At 64.8% G+C, this 21,047-nt stretch carries 23 protein-coding genes; 6 read left to right on the top strand and 17 right to left on the bottom strand.

The window, feature by feature from the left end; all coding sequences use genetic code 11:
* Positions 1 to 116 precede the first annotated feature (116 nt).
* On the bottom strand, positions 117 to 488 hold the full coding sequence (locus tag BG61_RS06945) for a BON domain-containing protein (RefSeq protein ID WP_035930800.1): 372 nt from the start codon (positions 486 to 488) through the stop codon (positions 117 to 119).
* A gap of 563 nt (positions 489 to 1,051) precedes the next feature.
* On the opposite strand from BG61_RS06945, the gene BG61_RS06940 reads away from it, so the two are divergent.
* The gene (locus BG61_RS06940) at positions 1,052 to 1,534 is read left to right on the top strand and encodes a DUF4440 domain-containing protein (RefSeq protein ID WP_035930802.1); all 483 of its coding nucleotides are present in this window, start codon (positions 1,052 to 1,054) and stop codon (positions 1,532 to 1,534) included.
* 163 nt (positions 1,535 to 1,697) lie between these two features.
* Here BG61_RS06940 and BG61_RS06935 read toward each other — a convergent pair whose 3' ends face one another.
* From BG61_RS06935 to BG61_RS06925, 3 genes are read right to left on the bottom strand one after another with little or no spacing between them, the layout of a single operon-like run.
* Entirely contained in the window at positions 1,698 to 2,042 is a 345-nt protein-coding gene (locus BG61_RS06935; RefSeq protein WP_035930803.1) for an AtuA-related protein, read from the bottom strand.
* Between the two features lies 1 nt (position 2,043).
* Entirely contained in the window at positions 2,044 to 3,402 is a 1,359-nt protein-coding gene (locus BG61_RS06930; protein ID WP_035930888.1) for an acyclic terpene utilization AtuA family protein, read from the bottom strand.
* A gap of 24 nt (positions 3,403 to 3,426) precedes the next feature.
* The gene (locus tag BG61_RS06925) at positions 3,427 to 4,731 is read right to left on the bottom strand and encodes a CitMHS family transporter (RefSeq protein ID WP_035930805.1); all 1,305 of its coding nucleotides are present in this window, start codon (positions 4,729 to 4,731) and stop codon (positions 3,427 to 3,429) included.
* 99 nt (positions 4,732 to 4,830) lie between these two features.
* Here BG61_RS06925 and BG61_RS06920 point away from each other — a divergent pair, with 99 nt between their 5' ends.
* Entirely contained in the window at positions 4,831 to 5,730 is a 900-nt protein-coding gene (locus BG61_RS06920; protein ID WP_035930807.1) for a LysR family transcriptional regulator, read from the top strand.
* A gap of 127 nt (positions 5,731 to 5,857) precedes the next feature.
* Here BG61_RS06920 and BG61_RS06915 read toward each other — a convergent pair whose 3' ends face one another.
* From BG61_RS06915 to BG61_RS06880, 8 genes are read right to left on the bottom strand one after another with little or no spacing between them, the layout of a single operon-like run.
* Positions 5,858 to 6,769 carry a LysR family transcriptional regulator gene (locus BG61_RS06915; protein WP_035930808.1) on the bottom strand — a complete coding sequence of 304 codons (912 nt, stop codon included), beginning with the start codon at positions 6,767 to 6,769 and terminating at the stop codon, positions 5,858 to 5,860.
* 9 nt (positions 6,770 to 6,778) lie between these two features.
* Positions 6,779 to 7,114, bottom strand: coding sequence for a ferredoxin (gene fdxA / locus BG61_RS06910; RefSeq protein ID WP_035930810.1), 336 nt, complete (start codon positions 7,112 to 7,114; stop codon positions 6,779 to 6,781).
* Positions 7,114 to 7,887 (bottom strand): enoyl-CoA hydratase-related protein, encoded by a 774-nt coding sequence (locus BG61_RS06905; RefSeq protein WP_035930811.1) that lies wholly within the window; start codon positions 7,885 to 7,887, stop codon positions 7,114 to 7,116. Before BG61_RS06905 ends, fdxA begins: the two co-directional genes overlap by 1 nt.
* On the bottom strand, positions 7,884 to 9,065 hold the full coding sequence (locus tag BG61_RS06900) for a CaiB/BaiF CoA transferase family protein (protein WP_051672337.1): 1,182 nt from the start codon (positions 9,063 to 9,065) through the stop codon (positions 7,884 to 7,886). The genes BG61_RS06905 and BG61_RS06900 overlap by 4 nt, the downstream gene beginning before the upstream one ends.
* The gene (locus BG61_RS06895; protein ID WP_035930813.1) at positions 9,062 to 10,447 is read right to left on the bottom strand and encodes an FAD-dependent oxidoreductase; all 1,386 of its coding nucleotides are present in this window, start codon (positions 10,445 to 10,447) and stop codon (positions 9,062 to 9,064) included. The genes BG61_RS06900 and BG61_RS06895 overlap by 4 nt, the downstream gene beginning before the upstream one ends.
* Before the next feature lie 37 nt (positions 10,448 to 10,484).
* Entirely contained in the window at positions 10,485 to 11,324 is an 840-nt protein-coding gene (locus BG61_RS06890; protein WP_035930814.1) for an ABC transporter permease, read from the bottom strand.
* Positions 11,324 to 12,157 carry an ABC transporter ATP-binding protein gene (locus BG61_RS06885; protein ID WP_035930815.1) on the bottom strand — a complete coding sequence of 278 codons (834 nt, stop codon included), beginning with the start codon at positions 12,155 to 12,157 and terminating at the stop codon, positions 11,324 to 11,326. Before BG61_RS06885 ends, BG61_RS06890 begins: the two co-directional genes overlap by 1 nt.
* A 3-nt stretch (positions 12,158 to 12,160) precedes the next feature.
* Positions 12,161 to 13,192, bottom strand: a complete 1,032-nt coding sequence (locus BG61_RS06880; RefSeq protein WP_035930816.1) for an ABC transporter substrate-binding protein — start codon at positions 13,190 to 13,192, stop codon at positions 12,161 to 12,163.
* 493 nt (positions 13,193 to 13,685) lie between these two features.
* Between BG61_RS06880 and BG61_RS06875 the strand changes: the two genes are divergently transcribed.
* Positions 13,686 to 14,813 (top strand): porin, encoded by a 1,128-nt coding sequence (locus BG61_RS06875; RefSeq protein WP_035930817.1) that lies wholly within the window; start codon positions 13,686 to 13,688, stop codon positions 14,811 to 14,813.
* A 61-nt stretch (positions 14,814 to 14,874) separates the two neighbouring features.
* Here BG61_RS06875 and BG61_RS06870 read toward each other — a convergent pair whose 3' ends face one another.
* Genes BG61_RS06870 through BG61_RS06855 form a run of 4 tightly spaced genes read right to left on the bottom strand, consistent with a single transcriptional unit; the run spans position 14,875 to position 17,159 of the window.
* Positions 14,875 to 15,516, bottom strand: coding sequence for a DUF1109 domain-containing protein (locus tag BG61_RS06870; RefSeq protein ID WP_035930819.1), 642 nt, complete (start codon positions 15,514 to 15,516; stop codon positions 14,875 to 14,877).
* Entirely contained in the window at positions 15,516 to 16,088 is a 573-nt protein-coding gene (locus tag BG61_RS06865; protein WP_051672336.1) for a sigma-70 family RNA polymerase sigma factor, read from the bottom strand. Before BG61_RS06865 ends, BG61_RS06870 begins: the two co-directional genes overlap by 1 nt.
* Positions 16,085 to 16,603, bottom strand: a complete 519-nt coding sequence (locus BG61_RS06860; RefSeq protein WP_035930821.1) for a sigma-70 family RNA polymerase sigma factor — start codon at positions 16,601 to 16,603, stop codon at positions 16,085 to 16,087. The genes BG61_RS06865 and BG61_RS06860 overlap by 4 nt, the downstream gene beginning before the upstream one ends.
* Positions 16,604 to 16,649: 46 nt before the next feature.
* Positions 16,650 to 17,159: a DoxX family protein gene (locus BG61_RS06855; protein WP_051672335.1), complete on the bottom strand. Its 510-nt coding sequence runs from the start codon at positions 17,157 to 17,159 to the stop codon at positions 16,650 to 16,652.
* Positions 17,160 to 17,504: 345 nt separating this feature from the next.
* On the opposite strand from BG61_RS06855, the gene BG61_RS06850 reads away from it, so the two are divergent.
* The 3 genes from BG61_RS06850 (at position 17,505) to BG61_RS06840 (ending at position 19,967) form a co-directional block, all read left to right on the top strand.
* On the top strand, positions 17,505 to 17,951 hold the full coding sequence (locus BG61_RS06850; RefSeq protein WP_035930822.1) for a universal stress protein: 447 nt from the start codon (positions 17,505 to 17,507) through the stop codon (positions 17,949 to 17,951).
* 405 nt (positions 17,952 to 18,356) lie between these two features.
* Positions 18,357 to 18,989 carry a GNAT family N-acetyltransferase gene (locus BG61_RS06845; RefSeq protein WP_035930823.1) on the top strand — a complete coding sequence of 211 codons (633 nt, stop codon included), beginning with the start codon at positions 18,357 to 18,359 and terminating at the stop codon, positions 18,987 to 18,989.
* A gap of 39 nt (positions 18,990 to 19,028) precedes the next feature.
* On the top strand, positions 19,029 to 19,967 hold the full coding sequence (locus BG61_RS06840; protein WP_063740962.1) for a PTS sugar transporter subunit IIA: 939 nt from the start codon (positions 19,029 to 19,031) through the stop codon (positions 19,965 to 19,967).
* A gap of 54 nt (positions 19,968 to 20,021) precedes the next feature.
* Here BG61_RS06840 and BG61_RS06835 read toward each other — a convergent pair whose 3' ends face one another.
* A complete protein-coding gene (locus BG61_RS06835) occupies positions 20,022 to 20,942 on the bottom strand; it encodes a helix-turn-helix transcriptional regulator (RefSeq protein ID WP_035930825.1) in 921 nt (306 codons plus the stop codon).
* Positions 20,943 to 21,047 lie beyond the last annotated feature (105 nt).

Raw genomic sequence — 21,047 nt, 5'->3', positions numbered from 1 at the left:
AATCAGGTCCGCGGCGGACGTCGATTCAAGGAAGTAAAACGAATGCGACTGCCAAGGTCGCAAACACGACCGGAGGCATCTGGCCGACGTGATGCCCGCCGGCCGCTCGAGAGGGATTACTGCCCGCCCTCGCTGATCGTCAGCGCATTCTTCAAGGACGTAACGCCCGCCACACCCTTCGCTATCGAGCCGGCCTTGTCGATGTCGGCCGGATTCGACACGTGTCCTGCAAGCGTCACCGCGCCACCCTTTGCAATTGCGTTGATTCCTGAAGTATCGACACCGCCCTTCGTGAGCGCCAGCAGCACCTTCTTGCTGAGTGCCCGATTCGCCTTTCTGACGCTGGATTTCGAAGGCGCCGGGCTTGACGACGTCGCCCCGGACTGACCCGGCGTGGCCGCTGACTCGCTGGTTTGCGACCACGCATTGATGGACGCGACGACGATCAATGCGCCGCCAGTCAACTTGAGTGTCTTGATTGCATTCATTGTTCACTCCAGTAGTCATGAGTCATGCGAGGCTGCATCAGGATCCCGCTGTGCCGCGACTGCGCCGGCACTTGCGCCATGGACAACCTGTTGCTGCCGCGCCCGGGTGCTCGATGAATCGACGCAATGGCCTTGGTCGATGATCGAGCGGGTTTGCCTGACGCGGGCACGGTGCGCGGTGCCTCAACAGACAATCTGCTCCCGTTTCGCCGGCAACGCCATGAGACTTTGGTCCAATAGACGGGGGTAGACAAGCGTGCAAGTCTTTCCAGTTACCGGAGTATCAAGAGGTTGGCCAGGAGAGGAACGCCATCAGAACGCGCTCCCGTCCGGCTAAGCAGTTACATGCTTCGGTCAACAGGTTCGACGGGTGGCAGGGTGGCTGCTGTTGTCCGACCATTCGCCATCGGGCAGGAGAGCGCATGCTCGAGTGCTGGCCTGACCGAAACTGGCAGACAACCGCAAAAGGCACCGTCCGCCCAGGACCGTCACGTCAGTCGGAAGCGGCCGGGACCTGCCGGCGTCCTGCCTTCCTCTCACCTCCTGACGGGAGAAATGCCGCCATGAAGTCATTCACGATTGCGGTCCTTGCTTTCGCGCTCGCCGGATGCGCCGCGAACCAGGGCATGTCGAGCAGTGCGCCGGCGTCGCGCACGGAAAGCTGCAAGGCAACCTCGGAACAGGAGATCGCGGCGCTGTTCGATCGATGGAATCAGTCGCTGCAAACCGGTGATCCGCACAAGGTGGTCGCCAACTATGCGGAGCGCTCGATTCTGCTTCCGACGGTATCCAACCAGCCGCGTTTGACGCCCGCAGAGAAGGAGGACTACTTCCGCCATTTTCTGCCGGATCGTCCGTCCGGGAAGATCGACTTCCGTCTGGTCGAACTGGGATGCAATTCCGCGGTGGACGCGGGGCTCTACACATTCACCTTCGCAAGAACGGGTGCGGTGGTCAAGGCGCGCTACACCTACACCTATCACTGGGACGGGACGCAATGGCTCATCACGAGTCATCACTCGTCGGTCATGCCCGAGAAGAAATAAACGGGCGCAGCCTCGGTTCCCGCGGGACCTGACAAGCATCGGGAACCGCGGCGCCCGACAGGCTCGGCCCTTCGCCGATACCGTCGAACGAAGATTGCCGCCTCCCGAGGCTCACGCTCGTTCGTATCGTATTGAACAGACGGCGCGGTCTGTCGCATGCCCCTCATTCCGGAAAGCTGGCGGCGCATCCAGGATCGGCGACGGGCGGCGGGAGATCGAGATCCATCAACGCGGAACTCAACGATTTGCCGTGCGCGTCGAGCGCGAGGGAGCGCGTCACGCCGCCCCCGAGCGCCTGTCCGAGCACGAAGTTGAAAGCGGCCAGATCAGGCAGTTCGTAGCGTACGACGTCGCCGCGCACGACGTCGCCCAGATGCGCCTTCACGCGATCCGCCGACAGCACCTGTCGCAGGTGCTCATAATGTCGCGCGTCGTGGCAGATGACCGACACGTTCAGCGTATTGCCCTTGTCGCCGGTTCGCGAGTGAGCTAGTTCCCGCAGCTTCATGTCATGCCTCCACGAATTCGAATGCCGGCTTCGTCCGCTCGCGCGGCAGCAGGACCGACTGCACCGCGAGCACCTCGCGCACCGCCTTGGTCACGCCGCCGCCGCCCGCGGGTCCGTTGGTGTAGAGCGTCTCTACCTCGTTGCCGATTCGCGCTGCCTGCGCGGCCGATGCCGTGCGCCCCGCCACGCGAACGCGTACTTCATAAGGCTCGCCGCCGCGCGCTCCGGCGCGCTCGCCATGCAGCGAGTCGACGCCGATCAGGTCGAAACGCAGTTCGCTCGTCTGAACGCCGGTCAGCTCGAGCCGTTCGCGGACGATATCGAGCGCAAGCCGCGCCCGCGTGAGCGCGCCCGGACCGCCATAGGAAATCTGCCCCTCGCCGATAAAGCCGTCCGCGTACGCTACCGAGACCTTGAGCGTAGCCGTGCGCGGCGTGCCGCATCCGCCCGTCACGCGCACGCGGTCGGGAGCCTCCCCGGTCACGCGAACCCGCGTGAAGTCGGCGACAACGTCCGGTTGCAGATAACGGCGCGGATCGTGGATTTCGTAGAGCAGTTGTTCCTTGCACGTCGCCTCGGTTACGCAGCCGCCAGCGTGCGGCACTTTCGTGATGACGACCGAGCCGTCCGCGCTCACTTCGCCGATCGGAAAGCCGAGCCGCGCGAGATTCCGGACATCCTTGTAACCGGGGTCGGCGAAGTAACCGCCCGTCACCTGGCCCGCGCATTCCAGCAGATGCCCGACGACCGTCGCCTGTCCGAGCGTGTTCCAGTCGTTCATGTCCCAGCCGAACTCGTGGATCAGCGGGGCGGTGAAGAGCGAGGGATCGGCGACGCGCCCGGTCAGCACGATATCCGCGCCGGCAGCGAGCGCTTCGACGATCGGCGCCGCGCCGAGATATGCGTTCGCCGACACGATCCGCTCGCCGTGGGATGCGACGCTTTCGCCGGATTCCTCGAACGTCATGCCGCCTTCGCGCACGACGTCGAGCACATCGTCGCCGGTGACCGCGGCGATCCTCAGTCCGTCGAGGCCGAGCGATCGCGCGATTTCGGCTGTCCTGCGCGCGGCCGCGAGTGGATTGGCTGCGCCCATGTTGGAGATGATCCGTACGCCATTGCGCGCGGCGACCGGCAGTACCGCCGCCATTCGCGCCTCCAGCAGCGGGTCATAGCCGAGCGCCGGATCATTGCGCCGGATCTGCTGCGCAAGGGCGATCGTGCGCTCGGCGAGACACTCGAAAACCAGATAATCGAGCGCGCCATGTTCCGCCAGTTCGACCGCGGGTTCGATCCGGTCGCCCGAATATCCGGCACCCGCGCCGATCCGCACGCGGCGTGCGTCGTGAGTTGCAGTCATCGTGTCAGTGTCCATGGATGTGGCTCACAAGGGGAAAACGCCCAGCACGACGCAGGCGATCGTCATGACGATCGATGCGCCGAACAGCAGCGGGAACGTGAATTTCTGATGGTCGGCGAGATCGATCCCGCACAGCCCGACCACGAGGAATGTCGCGGGCGTGAGCGGGCTGACCGGAAAGCCGGTGGTCATCTGGCCGAGCAGCGCCGCCTGTCCGACCTGCACCGCCGGCACGCCGAGCTGCCCCGCCACCTCGGCGATCACGGGCAAGAGGCCGAAGTAGAACGAGTCGGGATCGAACAGCATGCTGAGCGGCATCGAAAGGAGACCGAGCACGACCGGTATGTGGCTCGCCATCGCAGGCGGCACGAAGCCGACGGCGGCCTGCGCCATCGCCTTCAGCATGCCGCTGCCCTGCAGCACGCCGGTGAAGACCCCTGCGGCGAGCAGGATGCCGGCCATCATCAGCGCGGCGCGCGCATGCGCGTCGATGCGCTTTCTCTGCATCTCCACGTTCGGATAGTTCACCATCAGCGCAACGCACAAGCCCACCATGAACATGATCGCGGGCGGAATCTTCTCGCCCATGGCCACCATCGTGCCGAGCACGATCAGCGTGAGGACGACGTTGAACCAGAAGAGCTTCGGGCGGCGCAGCGCCTGTTCCTCGGGCGTGAGTTCGCGCCTGGGCATCGGCACCGACCCGTGCGCGCCGGTGAAACCGAGGCGCTTTTCTTCGCGCCTGCCGAGCAGATAGGCCATGCCGAACACGAACACGAGGCCGATCGCCTGCACCGGAATCAGCGGATTGAAGATGGACGAGATCGGCAGATGCAGCGACGCCGAAGCGCGAATCATGGGCCCCGTCCACGGCAGGAAATTGATTCCCGCCGCCATCGACACCGCCGCGGCCAGCACGCGCCGGTCCATGTTCAGGCGGTCGTAGAGCGGCAGCATGGCGGGGATCGTGACGAGGAAACACACTGCGCCCGAGCCGTCGAGATGGATCAGGAGCGCAAGCAGCGTCGTGCCCATCACGATGCGCGTCGGCTTCGTGCCGACTGCTTTCAGGATGCGGTCGATGATCGGGTCGAGCGTGCCTGCGTCGGTGATGGTCCCGAAGTAGAGGATCGCGAACACGAACATGCCGACCACCGGCGCGAGGCTTTTCAGGCCATCGATCACGAACTTGCTGGTCTGCAGGCCGAAGCCGCCGATCAGCGACGCCGCGATCGGCACGATGATCAGCGCGACGAGCGGCGACATGCGCTTGGACAGGATCGCCCCGAGCAGGACGACGATGGTGGCGAGCCCCAGCAATGGCAGCATGTGCTTGTCTCCGGATTTGTCTTTTAGTGGGGTTCAGCGTAATTTGATGCCACCGATAGATCAATTGAAATGATTTGATTGCAGCATTCGAGAAACGTAATGGATCTGAACCTTCGCGACATCCGGGCGTTTGTCGCCGTCGCCCAGACGAGCAGCTTCACGCGTGCGGCGACGCGCCTGCACCTGTCCCAGCCCGCGCTCACCGTGCAGATTCGCCGGCTGGAGGACACGGTCGGCGTGCGCCTGTTCGACCGCAACAGCCGCAATGTCGCGCTGACGCCGGCGGGGCGCGAACTGCTGCCGGTGCTGCAGAAGTCGCTGCACGACATGCAGCAGGTGCTCACCGACGCGCGCTCGCTCGCCGACGGATCGAGCGGCACGGTGCGCATCGCGTGCCTGCCGACCTTCGCCGCGAGCCTGCTGCCGGATCTCATCCAGGACCTGAGGAAGGCGGTGCCGCGCGCGGGCTTTCAGGTTCGCGACGTGGTCGCGAGCATGGTGAACACGCTCGTGCGCAACGAGGACGTCGATATCGGGCTGACGGGCGGCGAGCTCCCCGACGGCGCGTTCGACGTGCTGCATTCGGGCGTCGACCGTCTTGTCGCGGTGTGCCCGAAGGCGCATCCGCTGGCGCGCCGGCGGCGCATCGGACTCGACGATCTCGCTGGCGTGCCGCTCGTGCTCACGGCGCAAGGCACGAGCGTGCGGGCCGTGGTCGACGCGGCGCTCGAGGGCGCGCGCCGGACTCCGGTCATCGCGTGCGAGCCGACCTACATGATGACCGCTGTGGCGATGGTGCGCGGCGGGCTCGGCGTGACGATCCTTCCCGGCACGGCGCGCGAGGTGCTGGCCGAACCGGGACTCGTCGTGCGCCCGATCGACGATGCCGCGTTCGTCCGGCCGATCGCGCTGATCAAGAAGCGCGGCCGCACGCTGCCGCCGTTGACGGAGCGGTTCGTCGCGGCCTTGAAGATGCGTATCGGCGATGAGGCAGGTTGAAGGGCTGTGCGGGACGCCATCCGGCCCTTCTGCTCCGCGAGCGCCGCGCCGATGCAGGAACTCGCGCCGGTGATCAATACAACGTTGTTCTTCAAGTCCTGCATCCGTGCTTCGGCTGGCTCGAGGATCAGGCTTCCCGCAGCGAAAGCTCGACGTGCTTGAGCCGCCGCACGATGCGCTCGACGAACTCGAGCGTGACGTGCGGCAGCACGCGCTGATTCGGCGCAATGATGCCGACCGTGAGCGCGTTCACGTTGACGTCGTCGAGCGGGCGCCACACCACTTCGCCGCGCGACAGTTCATCGAGGAAAGCCAGTTTGGAGAAAAATGAAATGCCCCGCCCCGACGCGATCAGCCGCTTGAGCAGCGTCGTCGAGTTGCAGGTCACGCTCGGCTGCAGCGATTCCCAGTATTCCGGGAAGTCGGTCGTCACGCCCTGGATCGGCGAGCGGCCTTCCAGCCGGAGAAACGCGTGGTTGCGGCATTCGTCGAAGCTGATGCGCTCCTTTTTCGCGAGCGGATGCGACGACGCCATCACGACCCCCGGCGGCAGAGAGACTTCCGTCACGACATCGAGGCCCGCGGGCAGCTTCGTGATGTACGAGATGCCGATGTCGTACTCGCCGCTGACGAGCCGCGGCGGCACGTCGTGCGGCGGCACGGCGGCAATCGAATAGGTGACGGCCGGATACGCGTCGGAGAACTCTTCGACGGTCGCCGGCAGGAAATCGACGAAGAGTGAATCCATGGCCGCGACCGAGACGTGCCCCTTGCGTTCGCCCTTCAGTTCGTCGAGTTCGCTGCGCATCAGGTGAAAATCGTTCAGCGTCGCGCGGATATGCTGGAGCACGCGCTCGCCGGCCGCGTTGAGGCGAATGCCATTCGGCAGCCGGTCGAACAGTTCGGTCCCCATCTCGGCTTCCAGCTTCAGTATTTGCCGGTTGACCGCGCTCGAGGCGACATAGAGGTTCTGTGCGGCCTTGCGGATCGAACTGCACCGCGCTACTTCGACGAAATACTTCAGGACGTTCGCATGCATCGTGTCATCTCAGTTCAGGGCCCGGACCGGCCAGGCGGCGACCTCCGGATGATCGCAGGCTACCTTGCCGACGTCGCATGCGCCACCCGGGGAACCGAGCGCACTCACGCGCACGCCGAAGAACTCCCGGTTCACGGCCGCGAACGACGCCTCCTCCCGCGGGAGTTCCTCCTCGTGAAAGATCGCCTCGGTCGGGCACACCGACACGCATACCCCGCAGTTGATGCACTCATCGGGATGAATGTAGAGGGTGCGCTCGCCTTCGTAGATGCAGTCCACCGGACAGCATGGCACGCATGCGCCGTCTTTCACGTCGATGCACGGCGAGGTTATGACGTAGGCCATCAGCGTCCGCTCCAGCGAGGTTTGCGCTTCTCCTGGAATGCGCGCACGCCTTCGTGCGCATCCTCGGATTGCAGGGCGGCGACGAGCGCCGGGAGCCGCAACGCCTGCGCTTCGGAGGCCGACAGCGTGGACGTGCGTTTCACCACCTGCTTGATGGCCTGCAGCGACAGCGGCGCACATGCGAGCACGGCGTCGACCCAGCGCTGCACGGCGTCATCGAGTTGCGCGCGCGGCACGACCTCGTTGACGAGCCCCATGTCGAGGCCTTCGCGCGCGGAAACACGCTTGCCCGTGAGCAGCATCGCCATCGCCTGACGGTAGGGAATCTGGCGTTGCAGCAGCGTCATGCCGCCGTCGAGCGGCATGCGGCCGACGAGCGCCTCGGGCAGGCCGAAGCTCGCTTCCTCGCAGGCAATCACGAGATCGCACCCCAGCACCATCTCGAAGCCGCCGCCGAGCGCATACCCGTTGACGCGCGCGATGACCGGCACGTTGAGCGTCTCGCGCAACGCGATGCCACCGAAGCCGCCGGGACGCGGCGCCGCCCAGTACTCGAGCCCGCTCACGGACGGATTCTTGAGGTCCGCGCCGACGCAGAACGCCCGCTCGCCCTCGCCCGTCAGCACCACGACGCGCACGTCGCGGTTGTGCTCCAGTTCGGCCCAGACACGTTGCAGCTCGGCCTCGGTTGCGAGGTCGATCGCATTGAGCGCGTCGGGCCGCGCGAGCGTCACCGTGGCGACGTGCTGGTCGATGACTAGACGTATGCTCATACGGCCTCCGTGGCGACGCCGCCGCGCAATTGCTGAAGAATCTCCTCTGTGTGCTGCCCGAGCCTCGGCGGCGCGCGCCGCAACCCGACCGGCGCCATCGAAAGCTCGATGGGGCTACCGATGAAACGCACCGGCTGGCCCTCGCCCTCGCCTTCCATGATGAGCCCGTTATGCAGCGTTTGCGGATCGACCAGCGCTTCGCGCAGATCGCGCACCGGCGCGCACAGCAGGTCCTGCTCTTCGAGCCGCGCGAGCCAGAACTCGCGCGTGTTGCTCGCGAAGCGCTCGCGGAAGATGCGTTGCAACTCCGTCTTGTGAGCGAACTGCTGGTTGAGGTTGCAAAAGCGCGGGTCGGCGGAGAGGTCCTCGATTTGCAGCGCGGCGCAGATATCGCGCAGCGGGTTCGGCTTGAATGCGCCGACGAGCACGAGCGCGCCGGTGTGCGTATCGAAGACGCCCGAAAGCGGCATCGCGGCCCAGTTCACCTCCGAGTCGGCCATCATGATCATCGCGGCCTCCTGCATCTGCATCGAGAGCATCGAGTTGTACAGCGACACATTGACCTTCTGCCCTTCCCCCGTGCGCTCACGATGCAGCAGCGCAAGCAGGATGCCCTGCACCATGTGCATGCCCGCCGAGTAGTCGGCGAGCGCGGTCGGGTACACCGAGACCGGCACCGATTCGTCGGCGCGGCGCGCCATCACGCCGCTCATCGCCTGCGCGAGCACGTCCTGCCCGCCCTTGTGCGCATACGGTCCGGTTTCGCCGAAACCCGTCCCCACCGCATAGATGATCCGCGCATTCAGCCGGCGGCAATCCTCATAGCCGATGCCCATGCGGTCCATCACGCCCGCGCGGAAATTGCTGACCACGACATCCGCATCCGCGATCAGGGTCTTCAATGCCGCCATCTGATCGCCGTCGCGCAAGTCGAGCGCCACGCTGCGCTTGTTGCGGTTCAGGCTGCAGAAGATCGGATTGTCGGCGCCCGCGACCGGCTCGAAGGTCGAGCGGCTCAGGTCGCCCGCACCCTTTCGTTCGACCTTGATGACGTCGGCGCCGTAGTCCGCGAGCATCTGCGTGCAGACCGGACCCATCATCACCTGCGTGAGATCGATGATGCGCACGCCGGAAAGCGGCAGGCCGTGCGCCTCGACTGTGCTGTGTGCGATGCTCATGCGGCTTCCCTCGCGTCGACATGAACGGCAAGCGGCGGAATGTCGGCGTTGCGTCCGGTCTGGTCGCCCGGATCGGCGCCTTGCGCGCGCAGGGTCTTCTGAAGCGCGCGCACGTCGACGTTGCGCACCGATACACCGGCACCGAGCGCGAGCGCCGCGGCCACGCCGGCGGCCTCGCCCATCGCCATGCAGGGCGGAATTTCCCGGGACATCTTCTGCGCCTGCGAGGTCGCCGAATAGTGGCGGCCGGCAACGAGCAGGTTGTCGACCTGCCTGGGCAGCAGCACGCGATAGGGCATGTAGTAGTCACGCCCGCGCGCGATGCTGTCGTCGAAGCGAGTGCGCTGCGCGAGGTCGTCCTTTGTCATCACGTATTCGCCTTCGAGCAGGCGCGTCTGACGCACGCCGGTTTGCGGCGCGACGTCGATCACGTAGCACGCTTCGAAGCCTGGCAGCTTCTCGCGCACGAAATCGACGACCGCGTGGATGTGCTTGCGCCCCTGGATTTCCGCGCGCGTCAGGTCCTCGGGCTTGAGGCCGTCGAGTCCCGCCATGTGCGGACAATTGCACCACACGACGCCGGGCAAAGGCGTCTTCAGCCACCAGTAGCCCCACGAGCCGCCGAGAATCCGCTTGATCTGACGGTCGAGCGCCGCGAACGCTTCGGGCTCTTCCGCTTCGAAACGTTCGGCCGCATCGGTATCGACGCCGCCCAGGCGAAAAACCGTCGTCGTGATGTAGGTGCCGCCGACATGCGGCACGCCCGCCGATGCCGCGACATCGAGGTCGCCGGTGGCATCGATCACGACATCGGCGAGGATCGCTTCACGGCCGCTTTTCGTGTCGCAGATCACGCCCTTGACCTGCCCGTCCTCGACGAGCGTGCGTGAGAACCATGAGTGCAGACGCAGCTCGATGCCGAGCGACTCCACCATTTCGAGCGCGACGCGCTTCATCGCGTCCGGGTCGAAGGCCGCCGCGAAGCACACGGGATGCGGCGTCTTCTGGCTGTGAAAATCGAACGTGCCCCAGCGGCCCCACTGGCGATACGAGGCCGGATCGTCGCCCCATTCGTGCGAGCGCGGGAACGTCGCGAGCTTGCGTGCGGCCATGCGCTCGATGAACGTCATGCAGGTGCCGCGCACGGAAATCTCCTGCAGGTGGTTGTCCCACATGTCGTCGAGCACGAGCACCATGCCGCCCGACGCGAGGCCGCCGAGGTGGTTGTAACGTTCGAGCAGTATGACTTGCGCGCCGTTGCGCGCCGCGCCGATCGCCGCCGACAGCCCGGCGGGGCCGCCGCCGACCACCACCACGTTCGCTCTTGCCGCCACGCGCACATCGTGTGCGCTTTCCTGAATCCAGTCGCTGATCATGTTCATTTCGTCTCCTATCGGAAGGGGGTCGTGTCGCTTGTTTTCAATGGGCGCTTTCGGGCTGCCATCTGACGAGCCAGCGCTCGAGCACGGCGATCACGAGGAAAAAAAGGCCGGACAGGACGGCGCTCATGATGATCGCCGTGTACAGCAAGGCCGAGTCGAAGCTGTAGGTCGCCTGGATGATCATGGCGCCGATGCCTTCCGTCGCGCCAATCCATTCGCCGACCACGGCCCCGATCACCGACATCGATGCGGCGATGCGCAGCGCCGAGAACAGGTACGGTAACGAGGCATAGATGCGCAGCTTGAAGAAGATCTCGCGCTTGCTCGCCGACAGGATCTGCATCAGTTCCATCGCCTGCGGGTTCACGGCCTGCAGCCCGCGGACCATGTTCACCAGTGTCGGGAAGAAGCACACGATCGCGGCAATGGTGATCTTCGGCTCGAGCCCGTTGCCCATGATCAGCACGAGGATCGGCGCCTTCGCGACGACCGGGATCGAGTTGATCATGACGGCGACCGGATAGAAGATGTCCTGAAGCGTCTTGTTGTGAACGAAGACCGTGGCGAGCAGGATCGCCGCGAGGTTGCCGAGCAAGAAGCCTCCGCAAGCCTCGATCGCCGTGGGCACGAGGTTCTGCAGCAGCAGGTCGCTCTTGCTTGCGAGCGTCTGAAGGACGAGCAGCGGCGACGGCGCGATGAACGGCTTCACGTGAAAACCGGCCACGATTGCCCACCAGGCGACGAGGAGCCCCGCGACACCCAGTGCAGGCAGCATGCGCGCGCGCCACAGACGCTGCCGGCGGCGCGCGAGCCACGCCTGCGCTTCGGGGTCGGCCGCCTCGGGCGAGAGGTTCAACTGCATTTCGGACGTGGTCATCAGCAGGTCTCCAGGACGCGCCGCAGATGCGCGGCGAGCTCGACGAATTCGCGCGTCTCGCGAATATCGAGTGTGCGGTCTTCAGGCAGGTTCACCGGGACGATCTCCTTCACGCGCCCCGGGTTCGCCGCGAGCATCAGCACGCGCTGGCCGAGGAAGGCCGCTTCGTAGATGCTGTGCGTGACGAAGAGCGTCGTGAGGCTTATCTCCTTCCACACGCGGCGCAGTTCTTCGTTCAGACGGTCGCGCGTGATCTCGTCGAGCGCGCCGAACGGCTCGTCCATCAGCAGGACCTTGGGATCGCTCACGAGCGCCCGCGCAATCGCGACGCGCTGACGCATCCCGCCCGACATTTCGTGCGGGTACGCATCCTCGCGGCCCTTGAGGCCGACGAGTTCGAGCAGCTCGCGCGGCGTGGCACGGCCCGCGCGCGCCCTGCCGCCCGCAACTTCGAGCGGCAGCCCGACGTTCTGAATCGCAGTGCGCCAGGGCAGGAGCGCCGCATCCTGAAACACGAAGCCGATGTCGCGGCGCTCGCGCGCAATCCGGGGCGCCGCGCCGAGCACGCTGATCTCACCGCGGCTCGGCTTCACGAGATCCGCGACGACGCGCAGGAACGTCGACTTGCCGCAGCCTGACGGGCCGAGCAGCGTGAGAAACTCGCCCGCCGCGACATCGAGGCTCAGGCCTTCGATCGCCGTGACGCTGCGCCGGTCGGTGAAGAAGCGCACATTGATATTGCGGCAGGTGATCGACAGATCGACTTCGTGCGGCCTGGCAAGGGGCGAGCCGGGCCGCTCCGCGCGCGGCGGACTGATGGTGGCAGCTTGCATGGATTACACCGTGAGTCGGGAGGAATGGGTGGCCTTGAGCACGTCCATCGTCATGACGTCCTCGACCTTCGGTTGATGCGCGCGGAACTGGCCGAGCTGGCCGTACATCGCAATCTGCTCTTCCCAGACCTGCGGGTCCATCGTGCCCCAGCCCTGGGTCCTGGTGGTCTGGTCGAACGCGTAGCCCATCAGCGAATCGATCGCGACGCGCTCGTCCGCGCGGTTCAGGTTCGGGTATTCCTTGACGAGCAGATCGACCGCCTGGTCGCGGTGCCCGTTCGCGTAGATCCAGCCGCGCGCCGTCGCCTTCAGGAAGCGCGAGACGGTGTCGGGATGAGCGTTGAGCGTGTCGGTCGTCGTGTAGTACGGCAGCGCGTAAAGACGCACACCCGTGTCCCACAGCCGCAAGTCGACGCGATCCGCGCCGAGCGGCTTGAGCGCCGTGGTGTTGGTTTGCCAGCCGGTCACCGCGTCGACCTGCCCGCTCAAAAGAGGCATCATGTCGGCGCCGATCGGCACGATCCTGACCTGGCTTTCCGCGATCTTGTTCTTCGCGAGCAGCGCCTTGAGCAGCACCATGCCCGTCGACTGAATGCCGATACGCTTGCCGATCATGTCCTGCGGCGTACGCACCGGCTTCTTCTTCAGCGAGAAGAACGTGTACGGGTGCTGCTGAAGCCCGACCGCGATGCACTTGATCGGCAAGCCTTCGGAGACCGCCAGCATGATCGACGGGCTCGATGAGATCTCGCCGGTTTCGAAGCGCCCCGACGCGACGATCGCGACGCCGTCGATGTTCGGGCCGCCCGGCTGGATGCGCAGATCGATCCCTTCCTGCTCGTAATAGCCGAGCCGCTTCGCGACGATCTCGCCCACCTGATTGCCGCCCGGCACCCAGCCGAGCTGCATGTTGACGATTGCCCTGTCGCCCGCGAACGCGCGCACCGAAAGCAGTGCGCCCGTTGCCGCCATGCCGCCCGCCGCGAACGTGAGCCGCAGCAAACGCCGGCGACCGGCATTCTCGATTACTGACATCTTCACCTCCGATGGTCCTTCATGGATTCAAGGAAACCGGTCTTTTTCTTCGCAGTGTTGCTGTTGCCGGGTGAATTCATTGTCAGCAGCCAAAAGTGTCCCCGCAAGCATCAATTTTTGCGCTGAGCGATGCCGAAATTAGCTCACCCGGCCCGCGCGGAATCGGATCGAAAAGGAACGCAACCGTGCGCGATTCGCGCACCTTTTCCCGATCGGCGCACGAAAAATTAGGGCACTGGGAGCCAAATTCGGTGCTAGGCGGGGCGAATTTTGTTCCGCAAGAATCGCTCGCAGATCGGGGCAGAACAGAAATGCAGCGCGCCGTCCCCACACGATGCCGTTCAGTTCGGGCGGCTTTGGAGCGTGGCCGCAGCGACGCGCTGACCAGGCAATGACGCTCCGCGGTACAGGTCCATCACTTCGCGTTCCTAATTCTCCATCTGGTTCACATTCCGTTATTAACATTGCCAATCAAGCCCTTCCAAAGGAAATCATGAATCGACGTGTCTTAGTTCTTGCCGCAACCGCGCTGGCCTGCCAGGCCGCGTCCGCCCAAAGCAGCGTGACCCTTTACGGCCTGATCTCGACGGGCATCGTCTATGCGAACAATCAGAAAGGCGCCGACAAGCAGGGACACTCGACGTGGCAGTTCGCAAGCGGCCCGATGCAGACGCCCCGCTGGGGCATGAAGGGTGTGGAGGATCTGGGCGGCGGCGTAAAGGCGATCTTCACGCTGGAGAACGGCTACAACATCGGCAACGGCTCGCTCTCTCAGGGCGGACGCGAATTCGGGCGGCAGGCTTTCGTCGGGTTGTCGTCGAACACGTTCGGCACGGTGACATTCGGACGTCAATACGACGAAGCCGTGACGCTGTGCGTGTTCTCGTCGGCGTGCCAGTTCGCGGCGTACGGCGCGCACATCGGCGACAGCGACAACGTGTTCGACACCTTCCGCCTCAACAACGCCGTGCAGTACAAAAGCGTCGAGTACGGCGGCTTCCAGTTCGAAGGCTTGTACGGCTTCTCGAACAAGGCAGGGAGCTTCTCGGACAACAATGCGTACAGCGCGGGCGCCCAGTATCGCAACGGCCCGCTGTCGCTCGGCGTGGCGTATCTCCAGGTCAACACGCCGAACGACCCGAACAATCCTAACGGCGCGGTGGTGGGCGACTATGGTTTTTCATCGCCATTCATCACGAATCCTGCAACAGGCTCAGGCGTGAGCAAGCAGCGCATGTATGGTGCGGGTGGCGCCTACGCGCTCGGGGCGGCCAGCCTTTCCCTGCTCTACACCAACGCGCGGTTCGAGTACCTCGACACGTCGCGGTTGACGCTGCAGAACTTCGAGGTCTCGCTGACCGACTACGTACGCCCGGACCTGATGCTCGGCGTCGCCTATATCTTCACGACGGGACAGTATCATCCGCAGGACAACAGTCCGAAGTGGCATCAGGTGAATGCGGGTGTCGACTATTTCGTCAGCAAGCGCACGGACCTGTTCCTCGTGGGCATCTACCAGAAGGCCGCGGGCGACGCACAGTACGCGCAGATCTATACACTTTCGCCTTCGACCACGAAGACGCAGGTCTCGGCGGTGATCGGTCTGCGGCACAAGTGGTAGGCGTCTGCCGGCGGCCGTCGCGGCCGCTTCGGGAACGGGACGGTGCTTTCTCAATGCCGCTTCACCACCGGAGCACGCGCGGACCCAGCAAGGCACCGGCGGCCGTCGGTATCGACATTCCGATCAGGTACCACGTGGCCCAGAACGGCACGCTCATCTCCGGGCATCGCAGACAATAAGTGAGCGCGCCGATCGTTCCGGCCATGAGTCCGGCGATCGCGCCTGTCAGCCGAAGCCGCGTTGGCGCGAGACCGCGCACGGCCCACAGCGCCGCCGCAAGCGCGGGCAGCGAAATCAGCGCGATGTTGAAGGAACAGGAGCGCCACGTGCGGCCCAGCAGCAGATGTTCACGCATGCCAGGCGGCGCGAGCCAGAGCAGCAGGAGCGCCGCGAGCCACACGAGCGCAAGCGGCGTGGCGAGGCCGAGCCACCAGCCGCCGACCGGCTTGCCGGGCCGCCCGAGGCGCGCCACCGCGGCAAGCGCTGCGATCGCGACGCACGCGGGCCATGCGACTTTCGCCCAGAACAAGGGCACGTGCAGCAGCATGGCGATATCGGAGCGCACGCCATAGCCGGTCACCACGACAGCGAGCGCTCCCAGCGTGCCGAGCGCAAGCGCCCACCCGAAGCGCTTCGCCGCGACATGTCGTTCGACGGGCGCTGCGCCCGTGGCAAGCATCGAAACCAGATCGTCTGTTTTCATCAGTAGGTCCTCTGAATCTTCAACGCAAGCGCCCTGAGTCCGCGATGCACGCCGATCTTCACCGCCGACACCGACATGCCGGTCACGCGGGACGTTTCCTCGACGGACAAGCCCTGCAGCTTCACATGCACGATCGGCAGGCGCTGACGCTCGGGCAACAGGTCGAGCAGCTTGAGCACGTCGCGCCTTGCGAGCGCGGGTTGCGTATCCGACACCGCGAACAGTTCGTCATCGTCGTCGAGCGGCTCCTGCAACGCTTCGCGGCGCGAGCGCGCACGCAGATGATCGGCGAGCTTGTAGCGCGCAATCGCATTGACCCAGACAGTGAGCGGCTCGTCCGGGCGATACGTGTGGCGTCCGTTGTGCACCGCGAGCAGGATTTCCTGCACGACGTCTTCGACATCATGTTCCAGATGGCGCAGACGCCGGCGCAGGAATGCGCGCAGATGTCCGGTCAGGTCTTGCAGGAACGCGCGATAAGCCGCGACGTCGCCTGCGAGCGCGTGCATCAGCAAGGTTCTGAGCCGCTCCTCGACGGGGCGCACCGGTTCGGCGCTCGCCTCACGGATCACGTCGAAGTCGCTCCGAGTCTCGACTCCGGTCTCGTGCGCGACGTGAGCGCGCGCAATCGCTCGCGTCCGCGCGAGAGCCGTGACATTACCGTGCCCACCGGAATGCCGAGTGTCAGCGCAACTTCCGAGTAGCTCATGTCTTCGAGTCCAACCATCAGTATCACCTCGCGTTGCTCCTGCGGCAGCCGTTGCAAGGCCCAATCGAGGTCCCGCACCTCCAGATAGGGAATCTGGTTGCCATGCACTCCGTACGCAGCGCTCGCGTGCCTGCCTTGCGCGAGTGAGTGCAGCATCTGGCGCGAGTACTTCTCCAGATCGTTGACGAACACATTGTGCATGATCGTCATGAGCCATCGACGCAGATTCGTGCCCGCACGGAATTGCGTCACGTAACGCAGGCTTCGCTCCAGCGTGTCCTGCACCAGATCGTCGGCGCGTCGAGTGTCACCGAGCAGCGCTCGCGCGTAGCGGCGCAGGTGCGCAAGCTCATTCACAATGTCGTCCTCTACAGCCATCGCCCTTCCCCATCATCCGATCGCCGCGGTTCACATGCGCTTGCGCTCACACGCGTCGTGGCTTCCGGGCGCGAGCTCGCCAGCCGTCCACTGCGAACGGTCCCGGTCCGCCGAATACCAGCGCGACCAGGCAGGCAAGATAAAGGAGATCGGTCTCATAGCCCGGCGGGCCGAACTGCGGGCCGGCCGCCGTGACGGCCATCAGCTTGATCGATGAAAAGCCGTAGGGAAGATGAACGGTCAGCGCCGCAACGAGGAGCACGGCGATCATCGGCAGACTGACGAGCGGAACGAATGCGCCCGCCATCACCGCAAGGCCGCCCAGCAGTTCGATGACGATCGTCGCCCACGCCATGAAGTGCGGCGCCGGCACGCCGATCGCGTGCAGGATGCCGGCAAACGCCTCCGGATTCTTGACTATTTTTGCGTAGCCGTGGGCCATGAAGCCGTACCCGACGATCAGCCGCAAGGGCAGCGGCGTCCATCGGGACAGGCTCCATCGGTCCGTCAGCCACGCGGGATCGCTGAAAGTGCGCAGAGGGCGAATGATATTCATGGGCAATGACCTCGAGGAGAATGGCAATCGAACAGCGCAGTACGTGCGCCATCTCCCTGTAATTCGTCGGCCATGGCTGCCTGGTTACACGGGGCGTCAAATATTGTTTTTCGCTTTCCTCCGTGGTGCGCCTCGTGCACGGCCTGTGCGCGGACGCATCGACCCGGATTCGACGGACGGCGCTGGCTGCCTCGGGGCGGCACGCTCAAGCTCGAAACCCGCTATTGCATGGGCGCGGGTTCGACCTGTCCTTCTGCTCACCGTCGCCTATACTGAAATTCATATGTAAGCCTTGGAGCGTGCAACGCGTCACGGGCGCGGAACGCATTTCGGAGGGACGTCATCATGTTCAAGCACCTGCTTGTGCCGACAGACGGGTCAGTGCTGTCGGAAAAGGCGATCCATATGGCCGTGGCGCTTGCGAAGGAAAACGGTGCAACGGTGACGGGCGTTTATATGGTGCGCCCGTTTCATATGACCATCTACAGCGCCGAAATGGTGGGCTACACGGAGGACGAATTCCAGTCCGCCGATCGCGAGCGCGCCGAGGCATATCTCACGACGGTCAGGAACATCGCGTCCGAGGCCGGCGTCCAGTGCGACACGGTCGCCGCGAGCGGATCGCATCCCTTCGACGCGATACTCGACACCGCAAAACAGCGCGATTGCGATCTCATTGTCATGGCGTCTCACGGTCACGGCGGTATTCGCGGGTTGATCATCGGAAGCGAGACGCAGAAGGTGCTCACGCACAGTCACCTGCCGGTCCTCGTCGTGCGGCCGTCCGAGTAGCGCGGGAATCGGCCGGTGCGCTCCACCTCCGAAGCGCAGCGGTGCAGCACGGGCGTTTTCCTGGCCGGCGACATCGCGACCGGCCGCCTGCTTCGGCCTCGAAGCCATGGCGCATGAAATGGAGCGCACGTACGTTCGTTTTGTGCCGAAATCCGCCCCGCCCCCAATTGGAAGTCGTGCCAGAGCGCTCAGCGCTCGGGCGTTTGTGCGCCATGACGCTTGCATTCCACCTGACAGCGACCACCGCCGAATCCGGTCTCGCTTCCGAGCCGTGTTGACGAAATCTTTATGGGCCTGGCCGGATATTTACCGGCGACTTGATACCGCGTTTGCTGAAATGAAAGCGTACTGAAGTCGAGCCCGCCACGTGCGTGCGCCCTGTCCCGTCAAAGCGACCCTACGAAAATGCGTCCTGCAACTCAAAGAGCAACTCCGGTTCCGATTGCGCGCAAGCGTCACGGTGATTGTCACGTCGAACTCAGGCGCTTCGATCCGGCGCACGATTCATTCGACGAATTGACGGACATGCTGCATCGATCGTTTGCACGGCTCGGGTCGATGGGGCTCAACTGCACGTGTGTGGATCAGCCGGCGACCGTCACGCGCGAGCGCGCCTTGCGGGGGGCTTGCTACATCGCGCTGTGCGGTGGCAGGATCGTCGCAACGATGACCTTGTATTCCCGCGACCCGGACTCCTGCTGCGAACTCTACCGCCGTGACGGCGTTGCCAGCATTGGCCAGTTCGCTGTCGATCCGGCGTATCAGGATCGAGGCATCGGCAAGTTGATGCTGGCCCTCGCGGATCATTGGGCGGCCATACGCGGGTACGCGGAGCTGGCGCTCGACACGCCGCAACCCGCCGCGCATCTGATCGCATTCTATCGACGCCAGGGTTTTCGGATCGCCGCGTTCTTCCGGCGTCCTGGCAAGCGGTACGACAGCGCGATTCTGAGCAGGCCGCCGAAAGCCGACCGCGCGTTTGCCACGTGGTCGCGCCGCATCGAGGCGCATCATGCCGACATGGCTCGTGCTGCGTGAGGCGCAACGAACGCAGGGCAACTGACAACGGTGGGTGATATGGCGCTGCACACGATGGCCGGCCTGCGGGCTCTCTTCAAGCGGGGCAAGCCCGTGTCCCGCGGCAAGACCGGCCGTGTGCCGGGCCGCAACGTGATGATGCACGTGACGCTCGACGCCGAGCACGTGACTCCACTTCGTGAAGCCCTGATTCGCGACTGCGGCGACCAGCCGTGGACCATTCGCGTCGCCCCTCTGCCCGACTGCGGGCGCGTGCGGCTGTCGCTCTATGTACCGAAGGCCGAAGTGAACCATGCGATCCAGCGTGTCGCGCTCCTCGTGCCCGCCGCGCAAATGGGTCGCGTGCTCGAAATCCCCGACGCCCCTACCGATGCCTGGCGCGACGTGATGCATGCGGAATTCCAGCCGCGTGCAGAGGCACAGGCCCGACCGGCTGAAGCGGCCGCCGAAGCGTACTCCATCGCCACGCTGCTCTCGCAGGATGATGTGCTTCTCGGCCTGAACATTGCCGACCGGCCAGCGCTCTTCGCGGAGCTCGGCCATTTCTTCGAACAACGGTGCGGGCTGCCCGCGACGACGACCACGGCGGCCCTCGCGGCGCGTGAAGAATTGGGTTCGACGGCACTCGGGCTGGGCGTGGCGCTTCCGCACGGCCACATCCAGAGCCTGAACCGGCCGATGGCGGCGTACGTTTGTCCGGCGGACCCGATTGCGTTCGACGCACCGGACGGTCAGCCGGTAAAAGACATCATCGTGCTGCTCGTGCCGGAATGGGGCAACAGCATGCATCTGCATCTGCTGGCCGATGTGGCGCAGCGCTTCTGCGACCATCACTTCCGCGAGCAGCTTCATGCGTGCGCGGATGTGCGGGCGGTGTCCGAGTTGTTTCGCGGCTATCAGGCACGCGAGCAGGCACTGGAGAAGCCACCCGCGAAGGCACCGGAGACCCGCGCGCGCAGCTTTCGCACTCAACGCTAGCTGCCGCCGGAAACGCCGATCGTTACGCGGGCATTGCACTGCCCGCCGTCAAGCCTACGCGCCCTTCCCTGCCGCCGATGCCCGCGGATTTCGAAACGTCTCCAGCACCGATGCCGCCTCGAACGGCTTCGCCGCCGTTCGCGAACTCTTCATCAGCGCGTCGATGCGCTGCGCCGTGTCCGTCGACGGCGCGGGCGTGTAGATCATGATCCGCATGCCGGGCGCGTCGGGAACCTCCAGCGAAAGCGCATCGAGTTCGAGCACCCCGGCAACAGGATGCTCGATCACCTTGCGCCAGTCGCTGCGCTTGAGCACTTCGTGCTCGGCCCACCAGCGGCAGAAATCCGCATCGGTGTCAGCCAGCTCTTCAACCAGATCGCGCAGGAACACCTCTCCCGAAGGACGAAGGATGTAGTCGCCGCGAAACTGCGCAAGCACGCACTTCGCGTACGCATCCCAGCCGCGAAAGAGCGATCGCGCGCCCTCATGCTGAAACGTGAACCAGAGCAGATTGCAGCGCCCCGCGGGCATCTTGCGAAAGTCCGTGAACACCTTCACGGCCGCTTCGTTCCATGTCACGTAGTTCCAGTTTCCATCCACGACATACGCCGGCATGTTGCCCAGCTGATCGAGCATGCGCCGGACGGTGTCGGTCACGTTCTGCGCGATCGGATAGGGACCGGGCGGCGTGTAATGGTTGGCAAGCTCGAACAGATGGGTCCGTTCATGCGGCGAAAGATTCAGCGCGTTCGCAAGGCTTTCGACAGTCTTGAAAGATACGTTGACTTCGCGCCCCTGTTCGAGCCATGCGTACCAGGTGACGCTGATGCCCGCGCGCTCCGCGACTTCCTCGCGTCGCAGCCCCGGGGTTTTCCTGCGGCTGCCCGCGGGAAAGTCGATGTCTTCAGGACGAAGGCGCGCGCGGCGCGTTCGCAAGAAATCAGCCAGTTCGTCCAGCCTCTGCTGCTTGTCCATTCTTCGCGCCTCCTCGCACTTCCCTGTTACTGCCATTACTAGTAATGGCAATTGCTAGATGCCCCGCTCCGTTCATGCCACATTTGATCCGTCGTCCAGACGCTC

The organism is Caballeronia glathei (assembly GCF_000698595.1).
GTDB lineage: Bacteria > Pseudomonadota > Gammaproteobacteria > Burkholderiales > Burkholderiaceae > Caballeronia > Caballeronia glathei.
This window is presented reverse-complemented; position numbering and strand designations above follow the sequence as displayed.